The sequence below is a fragment of the Jonesia denitrificans DSM 20603 genome (genome assembly GCF_000024065.1).
Taxonomy (GTDB): Bacteria; Actinomycetota; Actinomycetes; order Actinomycetales; family Cellulomonadaceae; genus Jonesia; species Jonesia denitrificans.
On sequence record NC_013174.1, the window covers coordinates 2,206,845 to 2,225,075 of the forward strand.

Annotated in this window: 22 protein-coding genes; all 22 read right to left on the bottom strand. The window is 58.6% G+C overall.

Translation table 11 applies throughout. The annotated features are described in order from the left end of the window. Window positions 1–43: 43 nt before the first annotated feature. On the bottom strand, window positions 44–559 hold the full coding sequence (locus JDEN_RS10135; protein WP_015772281.1) for a flagellar basal body-associated FliL family protein: 516 nt from the start codon (window positions 557–559) through the stop codon (window positions 44–46). Continuing rightward, window positions 549–1,466 carry a flagellar motor protein MotB gene (locus tag JDEN_RS10140; RefSeq protein ID WP_015772282.1) on the bottom strand — a complete coding sequence of 306 codons (918 nt, stop codon included), beginning with the start codon at window positions 1,464–1,466 and terminating at the stop codon, window positions 549–551. The genes JDEN_RS10135 and JDEN_RS10140 overlap by 11 nt, the downstream gene beginning before the upstream one ends. Further along, window positions 1,463–2,248: a motility protein A gene (locus JDEN_RS10145; RefSeq protein WP_015772283.1), complete on the bottom strand. Its 786-nt coding sequence runs from the start codon at window positions 2,246–2,248 to the stop codon at window positions 1,463–1,465. The genes JDEN_RS10140 and JDEN_RS10145 overlap by 4 nt, the downstream gene beginning before the upstream one ends. Then, window positions 2,248–2,565: a flagellar FlbD family protein gene (locus tag JDEN_RS10150; RefSeq protein WP_226926559.1), complete on the bottom strand. Its 318-nt coding sequence runs from the start codon at window positions 2,563–2,565 to the stop codon at window positions 2,248–2,250. Before JDEN_RS10150 ends, JDEN_RS10145 begins: the two co-directional genes overlap by 1 nt. Window positions 2,566–2,612: 47 nt before the next feature. After that, window positions 2,613–3,806: a flagellar hook protein FlgE gene (locus JDEN_RS10155; protein ID WP_015772285.1), complete on the bottom strand. Its 1,194-nt coding sequence runs from the start codon at window positions 3,804–3,806 to the stop codon at window positions 2,613–2,615. Between the two features lie 26 nt (window positions 3,807–3,832). Next, on the bottom strand, window positions 3,833–4,318 hold the full coding sequence (locus JDEN_RS10160) for a flagellar hook assembly protein FlgD (protein ID WP_015772286.1): 486 nt from the start codon (window positions 4,316–4,318) through the stop codon (window positions 3,833–3,835). 8 nt (window positions 4,319–4,326) lie between these two features. Next, window positions 4,327–5,706 carry a flagellar hook-length control protein FliK gene (locus JDEN_RS13860; RefSeq protein WP_015772287.1) on the bottom strand — a complete coding sequence of 460 codons (1,380 nt, stop codon included), beginning with the start codon at window positions 5,704–5,706 and terminating at the stop codon, window positions 4,327–4,329. Continuing rightward, window positions 5,703–6,431 (bottom strand): C40 family peptidase, encoded by a 729-nt coding sequence (locus JDEN_RS13135; RefSeq protein WP_015772288.1) that lies wholly within the window; start codon window positions 6,429–6,431, stop codon window positions 5,703–5,705. The genes JDEN_RS13860 and JDEN_RS13135 overlap by 4 nt, the downstream gene beginning before the upstream one ends. Then, on the bottom strand, window positions 6,421–6,876 hold the full coding sequence (locus JDEN_RS10175; protein WP_015772289.1) for a flagellar export protein FliJ: 456 nt from the start codon (window positions 6,874–6,876) through the stop codon (window positions 6,421–6,423). Before JDEN_RS10175 ends, JDEN_RS13135 begins: the two co-directional genes overlap by 11 nt. A 24-nt stretch (window positions 6,877–6,900) precedes the next feature. After that, entirely contained in the window at window positions 6,901–8,241 is a 1,341-nt protein-coding gene (locus tag JDEN_RS10180) for a FliI/YscN family ATPase (protein WP_015772290.1), read from the bottom strand. Continuing rightward, the gene (locus JDEN_RS10185) at window positions 8,238–8,939 is read right to left on the bottom strand and encodes a FliH/SctL family protein (RefSeq protein WP_015772291.1); all 702 of its coding nucleotides are present in this window, start codon (window positions 8,937–8,939) and stop codon (window positions 8,238–8,240) included. Before JDEN_RS10185 ends, JDEN_RS10180 begins: the two co-directional genes overlap by 4 nt. After that, a complete protein-coding gene (gene fliG / locus JDEN_RS10190; RefSeq protein WP_015772292.1) occupies window positions 8,923–9,948 on the bottom strand; it encodes a flagellar motor switch protein FliG in 1,026 nt (341 codons plus the stop codon). Before fliG ends, JDEN_RS10185 begins: the two co-directional genes overlap by 17 nt. Then, on the bottom strand, window positions 9,945–11,549 hold the full coding sequence (gene fliF, locus JDEN_RS10195; RefSeq protein WP_015772293.1) for a flagellar basal-body MS-ring/collar protein FliF: 1,605 nt from the start codon (window positions 11,547–11,549) through the stop codon (window positions 9,945–9,947). The genes fliG and fliF overlap by 4 nt, the downstream gene beginning before the upstream one ends. Beyond that, a complete protein-coding gene (gene fliE, locus JDEN_RS10200; RefSeq protein ID WP_015772294.1) occupies window positions 11,549–11,881 on the bottom strand; it encodes a flagellar hook-basal body complex protein FliE in 333 nt (110 codons plus the stop codon). Before fliE ends, fliF begins: the two co-directional genes overlap by 1 nt. After that, window positions 11,881–12,285 (bottom strand): flagellar basal body rod protein FlgC, encoded by a 405-nt coding sequence (locus JDEN_RS10205; RefSeq protein WP_015772295.1) that lies wholly within the window; start codon window positions 12,283–12,285, stop codon window positions 11,881–11,883. Before JDEN_RS10205 ends, fliE begins: the two co-directional genes overlap by 1 nt. After that, complete coding sequence (locus tag JDEN_RS10210) at window positions 12,285–12,626, bottom strand: flagellar basal body rod protein FlgB (RefSeq protein WP_015772296.1); 342 nt, start codon at window positions 12,624–12,626, stop codon at window positions 12,285–12,287. The genes JDEN_RS10205 and JDEN_RS10210 overlap by 1 nt, the downstream gene beginning before the upstream one ends. 174 nt (window positions 12,627–12,800) lie before the next feature. Beyond that, window positions 12,801–13,163, bottom strand: a complete 363-nt coding sequence (locus JDEN_RS10215; RefSeq protein WP_143713292.1) for a hypothetical protein — start codon at window positions 13,161–13,163, stop codon at window positions 12,801–12,803. Next, entirely contained in the window at window positions 13,156–13,617 is a 462-nt protein-coding gene (gene fliS, locus JDEN_RS10220; RefSeq protein ID WP_015772299.1) for a flagellar export chaperone FliS, read from the bottom strand. Before fliS ends, JDEN_RS10215 begins: the two co-directional genes overlap by 8 nt. Before the next feature lie 12 nt (window positions 13,618–13,629). Next, on the bottom strand, window positions 13,630–14,979 hold the full coding sequence (gene fliD, locus JDEN_RS10225) for a flagellar filament capping protein FliD (protein WP_015772300.1): 1,350 nt from the start codon (window positions 14,977–14,979) through the stop codon (window positions 13,630–13,632). Between the two features lie 175 nt (window positions 14,980–15,154). Beyond that, complete coding sequence (locus tag JDEN_RS10230; RefSeq protein WP_015772301.1) at window positions 15,155–16,042, bottom strand: flagellin N-terminal helical domain-containing protein; 888 nt, start codon at window positions 16,040–16,042, stop codon at window positions 15,155–15,157. Between the two features lie 154 nt (window positions 16,043–16,196). Further along, a complete protein-coding gene (locus JDEN_RS10235; protein ID WP_015772302.1) occupies window positions 16,197–17,111 on the bottom strand; it encodes a flagellin N-terminal helical domain-containing protein in 915 nt (304 codons plus the stop codon). Between the two features lie 167 nt (window positions 17,112–17,278). After that, complete coding sequence (locus JDEN_RS10240) at window positions 17,279–18,160, bottom strand: flagellin N-terminal helical domain-containing protein (RefSeq protein WP_015772303.1); 882 nt, start codon at window positions 18,158–18,160, stop codon at window positions 17,279–17,281. Between the last annotated feature and the right edge of the window lie 71 nt (window positions 18,161–18,231).

Below are 18,231 nucleotides of genomic sequence, written 5' to 3' on the forward strand. Positions count from 1 at the left end.
CGTTCAGCAGTCAGCGTGCCTGAGTTGACCAGCAATTCTTCACTTATTGAGCGACATAGTCAGTGAGATAGACATCCATAACTTCACCCTCATACAGTTCATCAAGATGGCCGGCGTATTGCACGCGCAGTGCTTCACGGGTGACTGGGTCCATGATGTCTGAGAACGACTGACCGGAGTACACCTCGATCGCTGCGTTGCGTGCTTTCGCTGGGTCGAAGTGGTCCACATCAGCGCCTTCAATGAATTGCAGCCCAAACCCCACCCGCAGGTAGCGTCCTTCGGCAAGGTTGATGTTCATCGATTCGATGGTGTAGACCTCCCCCGCGATCGGCCCTTCTGGTTCTGCGTCGTCCTCACCGCTTGGGGCCAGAACAAAAAACCATGCGGCTGCCCCGACGGCCCCGGCAACAACCAGGGCGATGAGGGTGATCATCAGGCCCTTTTTTGGGCTTGGTGAATCCGCGGGAGCCGCCTCAGTTTTTTTCGCGGCAGCTGTAGGACGTGGGGCGCTTACTTGGGGGCGCCCACCAGCAACAACGCGTTGTTCAATCGGCATTGCGGTCTCCGTTGGTGTCGTTCTTGGCGATCATAGGGATAAGGTCTCTGACCCGTTCGGGTTGTGAGGACAAAATGACGATGTCAACTCGACGGTTGATTTTGAGTCCACGTTTTGTGTCGTTGTCTGCCAGTGGCCGGGTATCTCCAAAACCCACGGCGGCGATCCGCGTGCCGGAGATTTTGCCTTTTTCCACGTATCGGCGCAGCACTTGGGTCGCGCGGTCGGAGGACAGTTCCCAGTTGGATTTGTAGTTCACTGACTGTAGTGAGTTCGCGTGCCCTTCGATGGAGAGCTCGTTGTCAAGTTCTCGCAGGATCCGCGCAGTGGTGTCCACGACTCGTTCAGTGGTTTTGGTGAGACGTGCGGTGTCGGCTTGGAAGAACAGTTCATCGGAAACGAGGCCCACAATGAGACCGCGTTCGTTGATGCGGTACTCCACCGATCCCTCTAACCCACGCTTCCTCAGGGCAGCGTCGATCCGGTCAGCCAGTGATTGCAGGTTCTCGTACTCAGCTTGAGCTGCTGCCATGTCCTTGGGGTCGATGGCTTCTTCTTCTGCGTCTCCTGCTTGTCCTGAGTCCTCGTCAGACCCGGAGTTGTCGTTGCGCAGGGCTGCGGCGAGGAATTCATCTGGTGGTTCCACGCTGGTGGGGGTGATCGCTGTGTTGGCGTCGATGATGGAGGACCCGTCAGAGAGAATGGAGCTTCCTGAACCGCCAAAGGACACTGACAATGATGCTGCGAGTTGCTCAAATTTCGCTTGGTCCACCTGTGACATTGCGTAGAGCACAATAAAGAGACCCACGAGCACTGTGAGCATGTCAGCGTAGGACACAAGCCACCGTTCGTGATTGGCGTGTTCTTCTTCGTGGCCCTTTTTCCGGGCTGAGCGTGGCTTACTCATGCCGCTTCCTTCGCCACTTTGGGTGCTGGTGGTGCGCTCGTTGAGGGAATCAGTGAGCGCAGGCGTTCACCCACAAGACGCGGGTTGGACCCTGCTTGAACGGCGAGAAGACCTTCGAGGATGATTTCCATTTCGTCACACTCAAGGTTAGAGATCCGCTTCAGGCGGCTCCCGATCGGCAACCACATGACGTTCGCGGTGAAGATTCCCCAGAATGTTGCCAGGAACGCTGCGGCGATCATGTGCCCCAGTTCGGAGGGGTCCGCGAGGTTTTCTAGCACGTGGACCAGGGAGACAACCGTTCCGACGATACCGATAGTTGGCGCGTAACCGCCCATGTCGTCGTAGAACTTGTATCCCACTTTGTCTTCGGCGCGTTTTGCGGCGATTTTGTCTTCGAGGATGTCTCGCAAGTCTTCTGGGTCTGTTCCGTCAATAGCGGATCTCAGACCATCACGCAGGAAGTCGTTCTCAATGTCTTTTGCCGCGTCTTCGAGCGCCAGGAGACCTTCACGCCTGGCTTGTTCTGCCAGTGACACGATGGTGTCCACTGAGGCGGCGGCGTTCGAGGGTTTGCGAGTGAAGGCCGCGGGAAGCTGTTTTAGTGCGTAGATCGTGTCACGCAAGGTCCCCCCTGCCATGGCCACACCAAAGGTTGCGAGGAACACAAGAACCATCGGTGCGGGGAGGAACACAGACATCGGGGAGGCGCCCTCAAGGAGGATCGCCATGATGATGGCACCAAAACCAATGGCAAGTCCGATGAGTGATGCGGGGTCCATTATTTCTCCTCCTCGGCGATGGGAGTGACGAGGGTGAGGTCAGGAAGGCTGCTGGTGCCGTCGTTCGCCATTTGTTGGGCGCGGGCAATGACGGTGGCGCGCTGTGCGTTAATCAGGTCGATCACCTCAGTCATGCTTTCTTTGACGAGGTATTTTGTTCCGTCGACCAGTGTCAGGATCGTGTCAGGTACGGAGTCAATCCGTTGCACGAGGTCGGGGTTGAGCGCAAAACGCTCCCCGTTCAGTCTGGTTACGATGACCACAGTGTGTCCGTCCTTGGTGAAAAAGAGTCCGTCCGTGTCCTCCGCCGAACTCATCGGCGGGGCACGGACGGACTTGAGGGTTTCGGCGGCGTGGAGTGGTGTTAGCGCTTGAGGTTGACGAGCTCTTGGAGGACCTCGTCGGAGGTTGTGATGACACGGGAGTTCGCTTGGAATCCGCGCTGCGCAATGATGAGGTTGGTGAACTCTTGGGAGAGGTCCACGTTGGACATTTCCAGTGCTCCGCCGACGAGGCCACCACGGCCACCCATGCCGGGTTCGCCGACTTGTGCGTCTCCTGAGTTCACGGAGGTTCCGTAGAGGTTTCCGCCTTGTTTTTCCAACCCAGCAGGGTTAGCAAAGGTGGCGAGAGAAATCTTGCCCACTGCTTGTTTGAGCCCGTTAGAGAAGGCGCCAAGTACGGTACCGTCCGCGGTGATTTGGAAGGATTGAAGGCTTCCCGCTTGTTGCCCGTCGCGGCTTGAGGCTTGAACGGTGGTGAGGTTGGCGTACCCGGTGATGGTGGCAAGGTCTACGGTGATCCCGCCCACGGTCACCGCGGTCCCTGCGGTGGTTTGCCCATTGGCGTCAAACTCGAGAGTGGAGGTGCCGGTTGAACCGTTTTCGTCCGTAGCGGTTACTGTCCATTGCATGGCTCCTGGGCCAGGTGCGGTCACTTTGGCGAAGCTGAGAGTGACAGTTCGCGCATTGCCCAGGGAGTCGTAGACAACGACATCCCTGTCAAGGTTCGTTCCGGTGGCCGCATCGGAGGGGAGGTTCCCGTCAAAGGAAATCGCCGTGGTTTCCTCTGACCCCAGCAAGGCAGTCATGGGCAAGCGCAGTGGGCCAATTTGCCCATTGACGTCGATGGCGCCGTTCGTAGCTGGCCACCCCATGACGTAGGCGCCTTCAGGGGTGACAAAGTTTCCGTTGGAGTCGAAATCGAATGCACCTGCACGGGTGTAGAACTGTTGACCGTCTTTTTGAACAACGAAGAAGCCATCACCGGAGATCATCATGTCGGTGGAGCGACCTGTTGTTTGTGCAGCACCCTGGGTGAAGTTCGTGGTGATGCCAGAGACTTGGACACCCAACCCGACCTGGGCGGGGTTGGTCCCACCGACGCCACCTTGAGCGGCCCCTGCGTTTTGCACCATCTGGGAGAGCGTGTCTTTGAACTGGGTTTGTGATGCTTTGTAACCGGTGGTGTTCACGTTCGCGATGTTGTTACCGGTGACATCGAGCATGGTTTGGTGGGATCGCATACCTGAGATCCCGGAGAAGAGTGAACGGAGCATGAGATGTCCTTTCTTGCGGGTCCTGGTCAGGCCTGCGTGGTCTGGTTGGGGGTGGATGGGTCTGGGGTGGTACCTGGGGTGACCGCTGTGATGCCGGCAATAGAGTTGAGCGGCACGTGTTCGTCACCGATGATGACGGTGGGCACTTCACCGTCGTAGCGGATGGAATCGACCCGCCCCGTGGTGGTGTCTCCGTGGGAGTTGGTGAAGGTGACGTCCTGCCCGATTAACGCTGCCGATGCGACGCGCATCTGCAAAGCGAAGCTTTCTTGGTTGACCTTAGTCAGCGCGGTGAGCTGTTCCATGGAGGCGAGTTGCGTGGTTTGCGCCATCATCTCGGTGGTGTCCATGGGGCTGGACGGGTCTTGGTATTTCAGTTGCGTGACCAGCAGGTTGAGGAACATTTCCCCATCCATTTCCTGTTTGGGGGTGCGGGTCACTGCCGGGGTTGTGTGCACTCCGGCTTGCGGAGTGGTGGGCATGATCGGGACTTGTGAGGTGTCGATCGTCATGGGTGTCCTTACGCGATGACGTCCACGCCGGTTGTGGCAGTGGTGTCAGGTGTGGGGGCGGGCAGGGGGTCGGGTGTGGCCACGCCAGGTCCGCGTGGTGTGGTGGTGCCACGCCAGGGTCCTGTGGGTGTGTGGCCGGTGTCGCTGTGACCGCTCTGACGTCCATGTCCGAGGTTGAGGTCGGTGCTGAGACCAGCGCCTTGAAGGTCCCTCTTCAAGTCGTTCATCAGTGGCCGGATCGCATCTCGCGCTGTGTCGTTGACGCAGGTGATTTCAATCCGGACGGTGTCCCCGCTGACAATGGCCCGGATGGAGACTGGGCCAAGGTTCTCGGGGGTGACGCGCACAGAGAAGCTGTGTTCTCCTGGTGCGGCTTGTTTCAGGTGGATCAGTGGGCCGCGGAGCTGGTCCACAAGTTGTTGGCCAACGTCACTGGTGGGTGCTGCGGCGGGTAGTGATGGAGCGGGAGCTGTGGGGGTGGTGACCTGGGGTGTTGCGGGAAGCGCGGTGGGTGTGGCGTCGTTCCGGGGGGTTGTTGTGGTCACTGCGTCAGTTCCGGGTATCCCAACTGTGTTCGCACCAGCTGTTTGTCCGTCTCGAACGATGCGCAAGGATTGTGGTGGTGATGCGAGCGCTTCTGCCGGGTTGGGGGCTTGTGTCCCGTGGCCGCTTTGTGGCGCGCCGGCTTTTGTGGTGGTGACCTCGGGGCGGCCCTCACCAGTTGGGGTGCCCGCTGGGGCATTGGGTGTCGCGGGAGCCGCGGTGACCGCAGTCGCTGTGATGGCCTGTGCAGTCTGGTCAGGGTTGGCCGATGCGCTAGGGGCAGCCGTGGGCGAGGCCGCTGTGGTGACTGCTTGCGCTGTGAGGGTGGTGACAGGCTGTGTTTCTTTGCCGCCCACACCTGGTGCGTGTGCATTCTCGTTTGGGGCGCCGGACGTCCCTGGCATGGGAGCATGTTCGGCGGTGTCGATTGTGCCGGGGACCATGCTGCTCTCTGCCCACTGGTCACCAGGAGCACCAGTGGGTTTCTCACCCTCAATGGTGTCAGAGGCCTCCGGGGTAGGGTCCACTGGTATCGGAGGGGTCACATCGGCAGGTCGTTGCATCCCGTCAACTTCTTGGGGGATGTCAGTTGCGTCTCCTGGGACCTGGTCGACTGGTTGCCCGTGGTCACGGGCTGGTGTGGTGGTGCTTGTGTCGCCTGCCTGCTCAGCGCGATTGGTCCCACTGGGACGCGCCTCGTCAGATGGACGAGCGGGACGGTTTGCCTCGGTTGCAGCAGACAACGCTTCATCAAATCCACCCGTTGAACCACTTGCCTGGCCGCCTCCCGACCCGGGGGCACGCTGTGGTGCAGGTGGCGCTGACGCCAGCACAGTCACACTCATCGAGTTACTCCCAGTCGGTCAAGGGCAGCGCGCTGCACTGCCTGTGTGGCTCTCTCATCGGCAGTCACAGGTGACTGTTGAGTATTCATGGGGGTCGCATCAGGAATCACCCGGCGAATCGCGGTCGGAGTCTCATAGATCGCCCGTTCCGTGACGGCTCGCCCACGGTATGGGGCGTCAATCATGCGACCCTCACTGACGTAAATCCCGATGTGTGTGCCGCCATCAAAAACGAGAAGGTCGCCAGGTTGCGCGTCCGCCAGCGAACTCACCGCACGTCCTTGACCCATTTGCTGTCGGGCAACACGAGGCATATCAATTCCATACTCAGACAACACGTTCTTGACCAAGCCAGAACAATCCACACCGGCTTTCGTGTTGCCGCCCCATTGGTAGGGGGTCCCAATCCAGGTTCGTGCCTCATTAACGATGCGCTGCCCCAGATCCCGGTCCGTGTGCGTTCCAGCCGGCGTCAAAGACTGTGCTGCCGCCGTCGACGCGGCAGGGGCGATGGATGAGGTAGCCACGGCTGCGGAGAGAAGCGATCCAAAGTCTTGGGTCGGGTTCGTCACCGTGGTGCGCGTGGTGTCCGCCGACACCATCGCTGTTGCCATGGTGTTGCCACCCATGACCCCGCCCACAGCACCCGGTGCCACCGACGCAGCGGTTGCCCCCATCGCGGAGCGGATCTCTGTGATCCGTGACATGACCGCATCAATCGCCATCAGGCACCTCCGGTGACCGGGTTAAGTTCCGCCGCATGTGTGCTTGTGCACCCAACTCGTCAAGAACGTTCTGCTCTGCTTTCGCTTCCTCGACCGCTTCCCGTTCTTCATGCCGGTCCCGCAGCTTCTCCACCCCCGCGACCTGCTGTTTTGCAACAGCCCAGTGCGCGTGGGTGACATCTGCTTCGTGCTCAGCAAGCTCACGGGCCGCCTTCGACTCGGCGAGCAGCCCCTGCAGTGAGGCACGCGAGGCCAACGCCGAACGCCATTGTGTTTCCGTCAATAACTGATCAAATTCATGGTCACCGAGGCTCTGCGTGGCCCGCACTTCGCGCGCACGCTCCCGCGCAGCACGCTCCCGCGCCCGCGCTAACTCCTGAGCCGCTTTCTGCTCAGCTGTCTCCCGCATCCGCAAGAGAGGCATAAGAGGAAAACGTTTGGCCATGTCACACCTCCGATCTGGCATGCGTCACGCCGACGAAGAACCCACGTGCGCTTCCAACGCACTGGCCAAGTCAGCTAACCGATTCCACGATTCGGCAAGGGGGGCTGGTTCCCCCATGCGTTGACACAGGAACGAGGTGATGTCCTGTGCTTGTGCGAGCGCCGCATCAACAGTCGGATTCGACCCTGCCGCGTACGCCCCAATATCAATCAAGTCCTGCACGCCGGCCTTCGCCGCCATAAACCGACGCAACGTGTCGGCATGCGCCTGGTTGGCCGGGTCATTCACTTTCGATGCGACACGGGAAATTGACGCCAACGCATCAATAGCCGGGTAGTGGCCCCGCACCGCAAGCTTGCGATCCAACACAACGTGCCCGTCAAGGATCGACCGAGCCGCATCAGCAATCGGCTCATTGTGGTCATCACCATCAACAAGAACGGTATACAGTCCCGTGACTGTGCCCTGCTCAGCAGAACCAGCACGCTCCAACAGGTTCGCGAGCACCGAAAACGTTGACGGCGGATACCCTCGAGTCGCTGGTGGCTCCCCCACCGACAACCCAATCTCACGCTGCGCCATCGCCACCCGCGTCAACGAATCCATCATGAGGACAACATCGTTGCCCATCTGCGCCAACCACTGCGCAATACGGGTCGCAGTAAACGCTGCACGCTGCCGCATCAACGCCGGTTGATCCGACGTCGCAATCACGACAATCGACCGGGCAAGACCCTCCGGGCCCAGATCATCTTCCAAAAATTCACGGACTTCACGACCACGCTCACCAATGAGAGCGATCACCGACACTTGGGCGTCTGTCCCGCGAGCAATCATCGACAACAGCGTCGACTTTCCCACCCCGGACCCCGCAAACAATCCCATCCGTTGCCCGCGCCCCACCGACGTGAGAGTATCCATGACTCGCACACCCAACGCCAACGGCTCACTGACCCGCTGCCGGGCGAGCGGGTGCGGGGCAGCGGCATCCACATCAACAAAATCCACGTGGGTCAACGGACCAAGACCGTCAATAGGCTCACCCAGCGGGTCAATCACCCTGCCCAACAAGCCACTCCCCACTGGCACACGGATACCACCCCCCGTGTGTCGCACCTGCGCACCTGCACGCAATGCCGGGATCGCGGTCAACGGCATACAGGTGGCAAACCCATCATGAACAGCAACAACTTCAGCGCGAGCAGGCGTCCCCGACTCACCCACCGCAACAACGTCACCGACAGCGCAATCAAGCCCACGCACATCGAGAGACAAACCCACCGCACGACTCACCACACCCACCCGCTCCGGACGAGCAGCCAAGCGTGCCTTGTCCCACACTGGGGCAAACGCCAACGACGTCATCGTGCCCCCTCCCCCAGATGTGCATCCCCCACGGGGACGCCCGCATGAGCCAACTCGTCCCGAGCACGTTGCGCGGCAGCAGCCAGACGCGCATCAAGGAAACCATGCGGCAACACCGCGACCGCGTCACCGGACGCCAACCCATGATCAGCTTCCAAATGAAGACGTGACGCATCACGGCCAAGAACAGAGACCACCCGGTCCCAATGCGCCTGCAACGCAGCCACATCAACCGGGTGCATCCGCACCGTTAACTCCGGTGCCTCAATAGGCTCAGCAAGAACTCGCTCCAACGCCCACAAAGCTCCCTGGCGCACCGGAACATCCGCAGACGGGGAAGCAATTTCCGTACCCACAATCGCACTGGCTAAATCAAACGCCAACGCATACAACGTTGTTTGAGCGTCCGCGATCACCGGAACTACCCGGTCATCAGCCGCCCGCATTGCTGCGTGCAGCGCAGAAATCACACCCTCAAGGCGCGCGTCACGCTGAGCACGGTCCGCATCAGCTTGAGCGAGCAACGTCTCGCGCAACTGCTTGCCTTCACCAGCAGCCACTCGTGCACCCGCCGCATACCCAGCCGCGTACCCACGAGCCTCCGCATCCTGGCGTGCCTGACGGACTGACTCGTCGTTGATCGCAACAAGTCGTGTCTGCGTAAACGTCGCAGGACGGATCTCAGGAGACGTACTCATCTTCACCCTCACGGCGAATGGTGATCTGGCCAGAATCCTCCAGGCGACGAATAACCTGAACAATGCTCGACCGGGCTTCCTCAACCTGCGACATGCGCACGGCACCAAGCAGATCGATTTCTTCGGTGAGGTTCTCGCGGGCACGCTCGGACAGGTTCCGCATGACAGCGTCCTTCTCGGGAACCCCAGCACCCTTGAGCGCCAGTGCAAGAGAAACAGTTTCCACGCCACGGAGTACAAGCTGCAACGCTTTGTCTTCCAGCAACGTGATGTCGGAGAAGACAAACATTTGCGACCGCACTTCCTCAGCCAACTCTGCGTCGCGCGCTTCCAGGCCTTCGAGGATCAACTTTTCGGTTCCTGGGTCTGCGCGGTTGATGATTTCCACCAGCGGAGCCACACCACCAATAGCAGCAGTCTCACGCGGAGTGAGGACTGTGGTCGCTTTCCGGTTCAGTGCTTCAGCAACAATTTGCACCACGTCAGGGGCGGCACGTTCCATCATGGCGATGCGGTGGGCAACCTCAGCCTGCAGCTCAGGGCGCAAACCAGCCATGATCGCTGACGCGTGCTCTGGGCGCAGGTGCGCCATCACAAGCGCCATGGTTTGAGGGTGTTCACCGTGAAGCAACGCCAACACTTGGCGCGCATCCGCCTGCTGCAAAAACTCAAAGGTTTGTCCCGCCATGGATGCGGTGAGACGGTCAATGAGTTCCTCAGCCTTTTCCGCTCCAAACGATGCTTCCAACAGTTGCTGAGCAACAGTCATCCCACCGTTAGACACAAGGGAGACACCACCTAATGTCACCTGGTGAAACTGTTCAATCACCTGGTCTGCGAGGTCACGGTCAACCCGCTCCATGCGCACAATCTCAGCGGTCAGTGCTTCAATGACTGGTTCATCAAGGTTCGCCATGACGCGGGCTGCCCGGTCACGACCAATCTGCATGAGAACAAGGGCAGCTTTTTGCGTCCCTGTCAGTTGATCTGCACTAAAGGACGTGATCATGACCGACCTCCCGTGCTAATCCACTCGTTGAGGATTTCCGCCATTTGCTTGGGGTCTTCATCCGCGAGGGTCACCACGTCTTGGCGCTTCTTTTCGGCGCGCAACGCTTTGTCATCGGGGGCGGCAGGAAGTTCCGGCATTTCTGGGAACTCTAGTTGTTCCAGTTCCGCAGCTGCGTTGTACGCTGGGACCGGAGCTAGCTCCACTTCACCAAGGTCTAGTGCCTCTTGTTCCACCTGTTGCGGCATCCGGTTGCGGCGACGACGGGCAGCAGCAACAATACTCAACGCGATGATGGAAACCAGAGCGATCGCAGCGATTCCCAGGTTGCGGTACATCTCCATCTGGGCAGCTTCAGCGGCTTCTGCTTCTGCTGCGGTCAGTGCTTCGGCAGCAGCTTGCGCTGTGGTGTCATCAAAGGCCATCCGGGTCACCGTGACGGTGTCCCCTCGTTCCTCATCGATCCCGGCAGCTGCAGTCACCATGGCTTGCAGGTCATTGATGTTGATCGTGGCTGCAGCTTGCTGGTCAACTGCTACTGACACCGACTGGCGGCGCACTGTTCCTGGAGCTGTGACAATACGTTCGGTGGTTTTGTCCACGGCATTGTTGCGCTCGCTGGACGTGTTCGTGTAGTTACCGTCGGTTTGTCCTTCGGGAACTGCAATGTTGTCTGGGCCGAGAACACCAGCGGCGTTTCCTGTCCCGGTGTATTCCTCAGTGGTTTCTCGTTCAGTGAGGGGCAGGGCGTCCTCGTTAGAATCATAGGACTCACTCACACGCTCAGTCGCGTCGAAGTCAAGTTCGGCGGTCACTGAGACCACTGCCATCCCGTTACCCAAGATTCGGTCGAGCATCCCTTGCAGGGAGGCGGCAATACGCTGTTCGTACTGTTGGGTTTCTTTGAGGTTCGTTCCGTGAGTTCCTGATCCGCCCATTGCGGAGAGCACTTGCCCGTCGGAGTCGATCACCGCGACATTCTCCACTTTCATGCCCTCTACTGCGGCGGAGACAAACTGGGTGATGGCAGCGACTTGGTCATCTGCAAGGGTGACCCCTGCTTTGGGTTTCACAAAGACTGATGCTGTGGGGTCTGCGCTTTGGGAGACAAACACAGTGTCTTCGGGCATGGCTAGTTGCACAGATGCGACCTCAATGCCGTTCATCGCGGTAATGGTCTTCGCGATTTCACCCTCAAGTGCACGCTTATAGGTGACGTTTTGTTGGAAGTCCGAGGAGGTCATTCCCATGTTGTCCAACAGCGAGTAGCCTCCTTCCGCTGAGGGACTGATCCCTGAGGACGCAACCTTGAGGCGCTGGTCATACACCTGTCCAGAAGGAACAAGAATGGTGGACCCACCGTTGGTGAGCTGGTATTGCACCCCATTCGCGGCGAGTTGGTCAACGATCGCAGCTGCATCGGCTGGGGCGAGGTCGGTGTACAGCGGTTGCATTTGTGGCCGCGTGGCCCACATGGCAAGCGCCACTAACGCGACGATGACACCGGCAAGTCCAATGAGTGCCAGGGTGCGCTGAGCGACCGTAAACTCTCGGATCGCGGAGAACAGTCGCGTAAAAACGTTGGTGATCTGCTGCGGCATTACGCTTGCATCCTCATGATCTCGTTGAATGCGTCAACGGCTTTGTTCCGGATTGCGGCGGTCAGTTCGAGTGTCACTTTCGCTTCTGTCGAGGCGATGGTGTAGTCGTGAATGTCATCCAAATCTCCGGTGACCGCTTGGACGGCGAGTCCTTGAGATTTTTCTTGCAACCCTTGGAGGTTGTCGATCGAGTTGGTCAACATCTGCCCGAACGTAGAGTCAGATACAGTTCCCCCACCGGCGGGCGGGGTGATAAGGCCGGTCGATGTGACCGCCATGAGTGCGTTGGGGTCGGTTGCGCTTGTCAGTGCGCCGATCGCTGGGATGCTCATCAGTTTCGTCCAATCGACAGTGCTTGTTCATAGGTGGCGCGTGCGCGTTCCACAACAGCGGTGCTTGCTTGGTAGCCGCGTTGCGCCATGATGAGCTGGCTCATTTGGGAGGACAGGTCAATGTCGGGGTAGCGCACATACCCGCCTTCGTCCGCGAGGGGGTGGTCGGGTTCGTAGACGAGTCGTCCTTCAGCGCTTCCGAGTTCGATGCCTGCGACTTGGGTTCCTGCGGTGTCTCGTGGTCCGCCTGCTGCTTGCGCGATGACGTAGCGTGCTTGGAATGCTTCTTCGTCTGTGGGGCGCACCGTGTTGACGTTGGCCAGGTTGTCCGAGACGGCGTCAAGCCATTTCCGGTTGACGGTGAGGCCTGTGCTGGCAATGCCAATGGCTCCGAAGGTGGTCATCAGTTTGTCCTCATAGCGGCGCGAAGGGATGAGTAGGTTCCGTCGATGGCTTGGGTGGCCAACTGGTATCGCAGCACCGTGTCGATGTTGAGCAACGTTTCGGTGTCGAGGTTGACGTTATTCCCGTCAAGACGTGTGGGTTCGAGTGACCGTTGCACGGTGGGCGTGACGGCGCCGTTGCCGCGTTGCACCTGCCGTGACAGTTCGTCTTCAAATTGCACGCGTTGCGCGTGGAAATTGGGTGTGTTGATGTTCGCGACGTTGTTCGCGATGACACGTTGCCGTTGCGCAAGCCCGTCGAGGGCACTGTTGAGTGCCACATAGGTCACTGAGTCAAACACGGGTTACCTCGTGGTTGGCGGTGGTGGCCTGTCCGTGGCCGGTGGTGGCATTCCTTTGCTCCATCTGACCTATCGGTCGATCGGAGAAAAGGTAAAGAAAAAAGTGGGGACCAGTCCCCACTTTTTTTTCATCGTCGGATTTATGTTGCAGCGGCTGCTCCCGCCCCACTCCTGTTATCCCTGCGTATCAAGGTAGACCGGCCCACTCGAGGGCGTCGCCTGACGCCGTGACATTGTGTCCAGTTCACCGGCAATCTTGTGTTGCTGCTCAGACAGTGTGCGTGCAGCACGCTGTTGGCGCTGCGCAATATCACGGGCGTAGTCGACCAGGGCGTCCGGAATTGCCTCACCCGCTGGGGGACGCGGCGATGTGGGGCGCGTGTGAGCTCCTGAGACAATACTTTCCGATGCGCGACCTGCTTGTGCGTAGTCACCAGACGCAGCGGCATCCTGAACGTGCGCGGCAAGTTCCTCTGCCTGCGCCAACGCAATATCAAGGTCCACAAGATAGCGTTGCCACGCGTCGTGGTCAGCCAACGCCCAGTTCTCCAAACGAGCCGGCTCCTGTGCTGACCGGCTGCCGCACTGGAGCAGCCGAACGCGCGGGGGCATTGTGCGTTGCCACCGCGTTCGCAGCTTCATGCCAGGTCTGGCGTAGTGGTTCCACAATGTCACGGCAATCACGAATCTCATCCACGGATTTGTTCATGTTCGCAGCGACAAGCGCAGAGTACAGGTGAAGGTAAAGCGCCTGAAGTTGCTTGCCCCCTTCCCACACCTCCACGTTGAGGGTGTTCGTCAACTCGGTGACAATGTCTTGAGCATGAAGCAAATGCGGGGTCGCCTCCAGTGGCACACCACCGGTGATTGCTTTCTCTGCACGCTCCAGGTCAAGGACCAACCGGTCAAAAAGCATGGTGAGGAGCCTCGCTGGACTTGCAGAAAAGACCGCATCCTGGAGGTAGGCGTCACGGGTGTTCGTGTAGTTCATGACCAAAAGTCCTTACGAGCTTGTGGAGGGCAATGACGACAGCTGACTGGAGAGCCATGTTCCTTGGCTCTGCAAGTTCGACAGTGCCGATTCGAGAGCCGTATAGATTTGGACGTAGTTCGCTCGACGCTGTTCCAGACGGCGATCCCACGACTCGATTTGGGTCCCATAGTCCCGCACCAATGACTGTTGGGATTGCACTCGAAGCGTTAACGACCCGTCATACTTATCGGAGGTTGCTTTTCCGACGTTCTCGACCCGAGTGGCCACCGCTGTGAGGAACGCTTGAGTTCCGGCAGGGTCGGCAGCGAACGCTTCTTGGAACTTCTCCTCGTTAAAGGTGAACGTTCCATCACGCGTAATCTCGATCCCAATTTCACTGGGGGAACGACCATCCACAGCGTAGGAACCTGCTTCGGTCAACCGAGACACCAGTTGCCGTGTCGCAGAGTCTCCGGTGAAGAGACCACCGGTGGTCGTTTGTTGTCCTGACGATCCAGTTGAGGTCGTGACCTTGGACCGTGAAGCCACCTCATTAATCACTTGGTTGAGCTGGGCCACCAGATTGTTGGCAAGTTTTGACACGGCCTCCGTGTCTTTGGCAACGTCCACGGTGATGGGGTCATCGGTGGGGGCGCTGACCTTCGTCACAGTGACGTTCACGCCCGCCATCACGTCGGAAAACGTGTTGGACGCGCTGGTGACGGTGCTGCCAGGTAACCCCAACGAGGGCCACAGGGTGATTTGCGCATCTTGCGCACCACGGATGCTACTGAATCCGGCCTCTGCCGTTCCTGACGTGATCGTGAAAGCACCGTCAGTTGCACCCGTTTTTGTGGCGGTCAGTTGCAGGCGTGAACCATCAGTCGTGTTGACAATAGTTGCTTTCACACCGGACTCGGCGTCACTGTTGATCGCAGAAGCAAGGTCAGCGAGCGAACTGGAAACGGGGGTGATCGTATGAGTTGATCCGTCCCCCTTGGTGATCGTGAAATCGCCACCCGTCAACAGTGACGATGCGTCAGCCAGAACACCAGACAACGTGGACTTGCCTTGGGCGAGAGCATCAACCCGGAACTCTAAGGTACCGGCTGCAGCCCCTGTCCCTGTAGACACAGTGACACTGTCCGAACTTGCCGTCCCCTTCCACACATCGAAACTCGCCGACTTCATCGCTTTGGCAGCATTTTCCGTCAGTGACGACACTTTGGTGTTGAGCGCTTGCAGCGCGGCAACGAACGTTTCCGTGGTCTTCTGCTTGGTCTGGAGCTGTGTGCGTGGGATCGCTTCGACCTGCATAAACTGATCGATGATCGATGCCGTGTCAAGACCGGACGCAATGCCGCCAATGGACATGCTCATGGACGTTCATCCTCATCTGTGTGGGGCTGGTACTGCTGTACTCATCGGCACAGTCCCCAGACTTTTTAGTGTTCAGGTGCACTTGCTGTGCAAAGCAGTGATGGCGTGACCCGGGTGTGGGTCACGCCATCACTGTCGATGCGCTGAATGGTGGGAGGGGTGGCCCCACCTGGTATTAGCGCAGGAGGGAGAGAACGCCCTGAGGGATCTGGTTTGCTTGAGCAAGCATCGCAGTACCCGCCTGAGACAGGATCTGGGCACGAGTGAACTGCACCATCTCCTGAGCCATGTCCGTGTCACGAATACGGCTCTCAGAAGCAGACAGGTTCTCCACAGCCACGTTAATGTTCTTAATCGTGTGCTCAAACCGGTTCTGGTACGCACCAAGCTCCGCACGAGCAGTCGACACAGACTCAATCTGGGCGTTGACTGCGGTGATGGTGGCCTGTGAGGAGGCGTGGTCGGTGACATCAAATGCGGTGGCGTTGACGTTACCGGTTGCGGTGTCGTATCCCAGTGCGGTCGCCACACCAACGACGTTGGCATTGGCGAGGTTCACAGTGATGCGTGAGTTCGCGTCACCGTCTGCACCCACCTGGAAGTTCAGTGTTGTTTGTGCGCCAGTGGTGCCTGAGTCGACGTCGCCTGAGAGAAGTTTGGTGCCGTTGAAGTTGGTGGATTCACCAATTCGGCCCAGTTCCTTGATGAGTGAATCGGCTTCAGTTTTGATGTTGTCGCGTGCTTCGGTGTTGTTGGAGTCGTTCGCACCCTGTACGGCAAGGTCACGAAGACGCTGCAAGATCGCGTGGGTTTCGGTCAGCGCACCTTCAGCAGTCTGCACAACCGAAATACCATCTTGCGCGTTACGGGCAGCAACCTTCAGGCCACCAACCTGTGAACGAAGACCTTCAGAGATCGCCAACCCAGCAGCGTCATCAGCTGCACGGTTGATCCGGAACCCAGAGGACAACTTCTCCAGTGATTTGGAGAGGTCATTCTGAGTGTTCGCAAGGTTGCGGTAGGAGTTTACTGCCGCAATGTTCTGGTTAATAGAAAGACCCATGATGTCATCCTCCGTGATTCGAGCGGGCCAACAAGACAACGCCATCCATGGCGCTTACCTACGTTATCGGCAGTGTTCGTGGCGGGATAAGAAAAAAGTGCGGCCCTTCTTCAATGTGAGAAGGGCCGCACAGTGATCGTGCTGGTAAATCAGATTAGCGCAGGAGGGAGAGAACACCCTGAGGGATCTGGTTTGCTTGAGCAAGCATCGCAGTACCAGCCTGAGACAGGATCTGCGCACGAGTGAACTGCACCATCTCCTGAGCCATGTCCGTGTCACGAATACGGCTCTCAGAAGCAGACAGGTTCTCCACAGCCACGTTAATGTTCTTAATCGTGTGCTCAAACCGGTTCTGGTACGCCCCAAGCTCCGCACGAGCAGTCGACACAGACTCAATCTGGGCGTTGATCGCAGTGATCGATGCCTGCGCTGCGGTGTGGGTGGAGAAGTCCAGTTCAGCGCCGGCAGCAGCTGCCCAGTCATCAGCACCGCCATCCCATTGACGGACAGTCAGAGCCTCTGCCACACCAATGACGTGAGCGTTCTTCAAGTCCACAGTGATGGCAGAGTTGGTGTTACCGTCTGCGCCAACCTGGAAGTTCAGCTCGTAGGCGTCGGTTCCTGGAGTCGCCACGCCGGCTGCTGCACCACCGTCAAGAAGTTTGGTGCCGTTGAAGTTGGTGGATTCACCAATACGGGTGAGCTCGGAAACAAGCTGGGTCGCTTCGGTGACAATGTTCTTGCGGGCTTCGGTGTTGTTGGAGTCGTTCGCACCCTGCACGGCAAGGTCACGAAGACGCTGCAAGATCGCGTGGGTTTCCGTCAGCGCACCTTCAGCAGTCTGCACAACCGAAATACCATCTTGCGCGTTACGGGCAGCAACCTTCAGGCCACCAACCTGCGAACGAAGACCTTCAGAGATCGCCAACCCAGCAGCATCGTCAGCTGCACGGTTGATCCGGAACCCAGAGGACAACTTCTCCAGTGATTTGGAGAGGTCATTCTGAGTGTTCGCAAGGTTGCGGTAGGAGTTTACTGCCGCAATGTTCTGGTTAATAGAAAGACCCATGATGTCATCCTCCGTGATTCGAAAGGGCCGAGATGACGCCGTCCGTGGCGTTCTCCTTAGTTATCGGCACCACTGGCGGGGGCATAAGAAAAATGTGTGGCTCTCCTTTCGGGTGAAAGGAGAGCCACACCACTGATCACAAGAATCAGAAAAGTACCCGCTGGCGATTAGCGCAGGAGGGAGAGAACACCCTGAGGGATCTGGTTTGCTTGAGCAAGCATCGCAGTACCCGCCTGAGACAGGATCTGCGCGCGAGTGAACTGCACCATCTCCTGAGCCATGTCCGTGTCACGAATACGGCTCTCAGAAGCAGACAGGTTCTCCACAGCCACGTTAATGTTCTTAATCGTGTGCTCAAACCGGTTCTGGTACGCACCAAGCTCCGCACGAGCAGTCGACACAGACTCAATCTGGGCGTTGATACGCTCGATGGATGACTGTGCTGCGGTGTGGGTGTCAAACCCGATACCAGCAACAGTGCCGTCGTTGACGGTGGTGTCGCCCATGCCGGCCTCGTTGGACACAGCCAGGTTGGTTGCCACTGTCGCGACGTTTGCGCTAGCCAGGCTCACGGTGATACGTGAGTTCGCGTCACCATCAGCGCCAACCTGGAAGTTCAGGTCAGCAGCACCGTTGAGGAGCGTGGTGCCGTTGAAGTTGGTGGACTGGGCGATGCGACCAAGTTCAGACACGAGGCTTTTTGCTTCGGTCGTGATGTTGGCGCGTGCTTCGGTGTTGTTGGAGTCGTTCGCACCCTGCACGGCAAGGTCACGAAGACGCTGCAAGATCGCGTGGGTTTCGGTCAGCGCACCTTCAGCAGTCTGCACAACCGAAATACCATCTTGCGCGTTACGGGCAGCAACCTTCAGGCCACCAACCTGTGAACGAAGACCTTCAGAGATCGCCAACCCAGCAGCGTCATCAGCTGCACGGTTGATCCGGAACCCAGAGGACAACTTCTCCAGTGATTTGGAGAGGTCATTCTGAGTGTTCGCAAGGTTGCGGTAGGAGTTTACTGCCGCAATGTTCTGGTTAATAGAAAGACCCATGATGTCATCCTCCGTGATTCGAGCGGGCCAACAAGACAACGCCATCCATGGCGCTTACCTACGTTATCGGC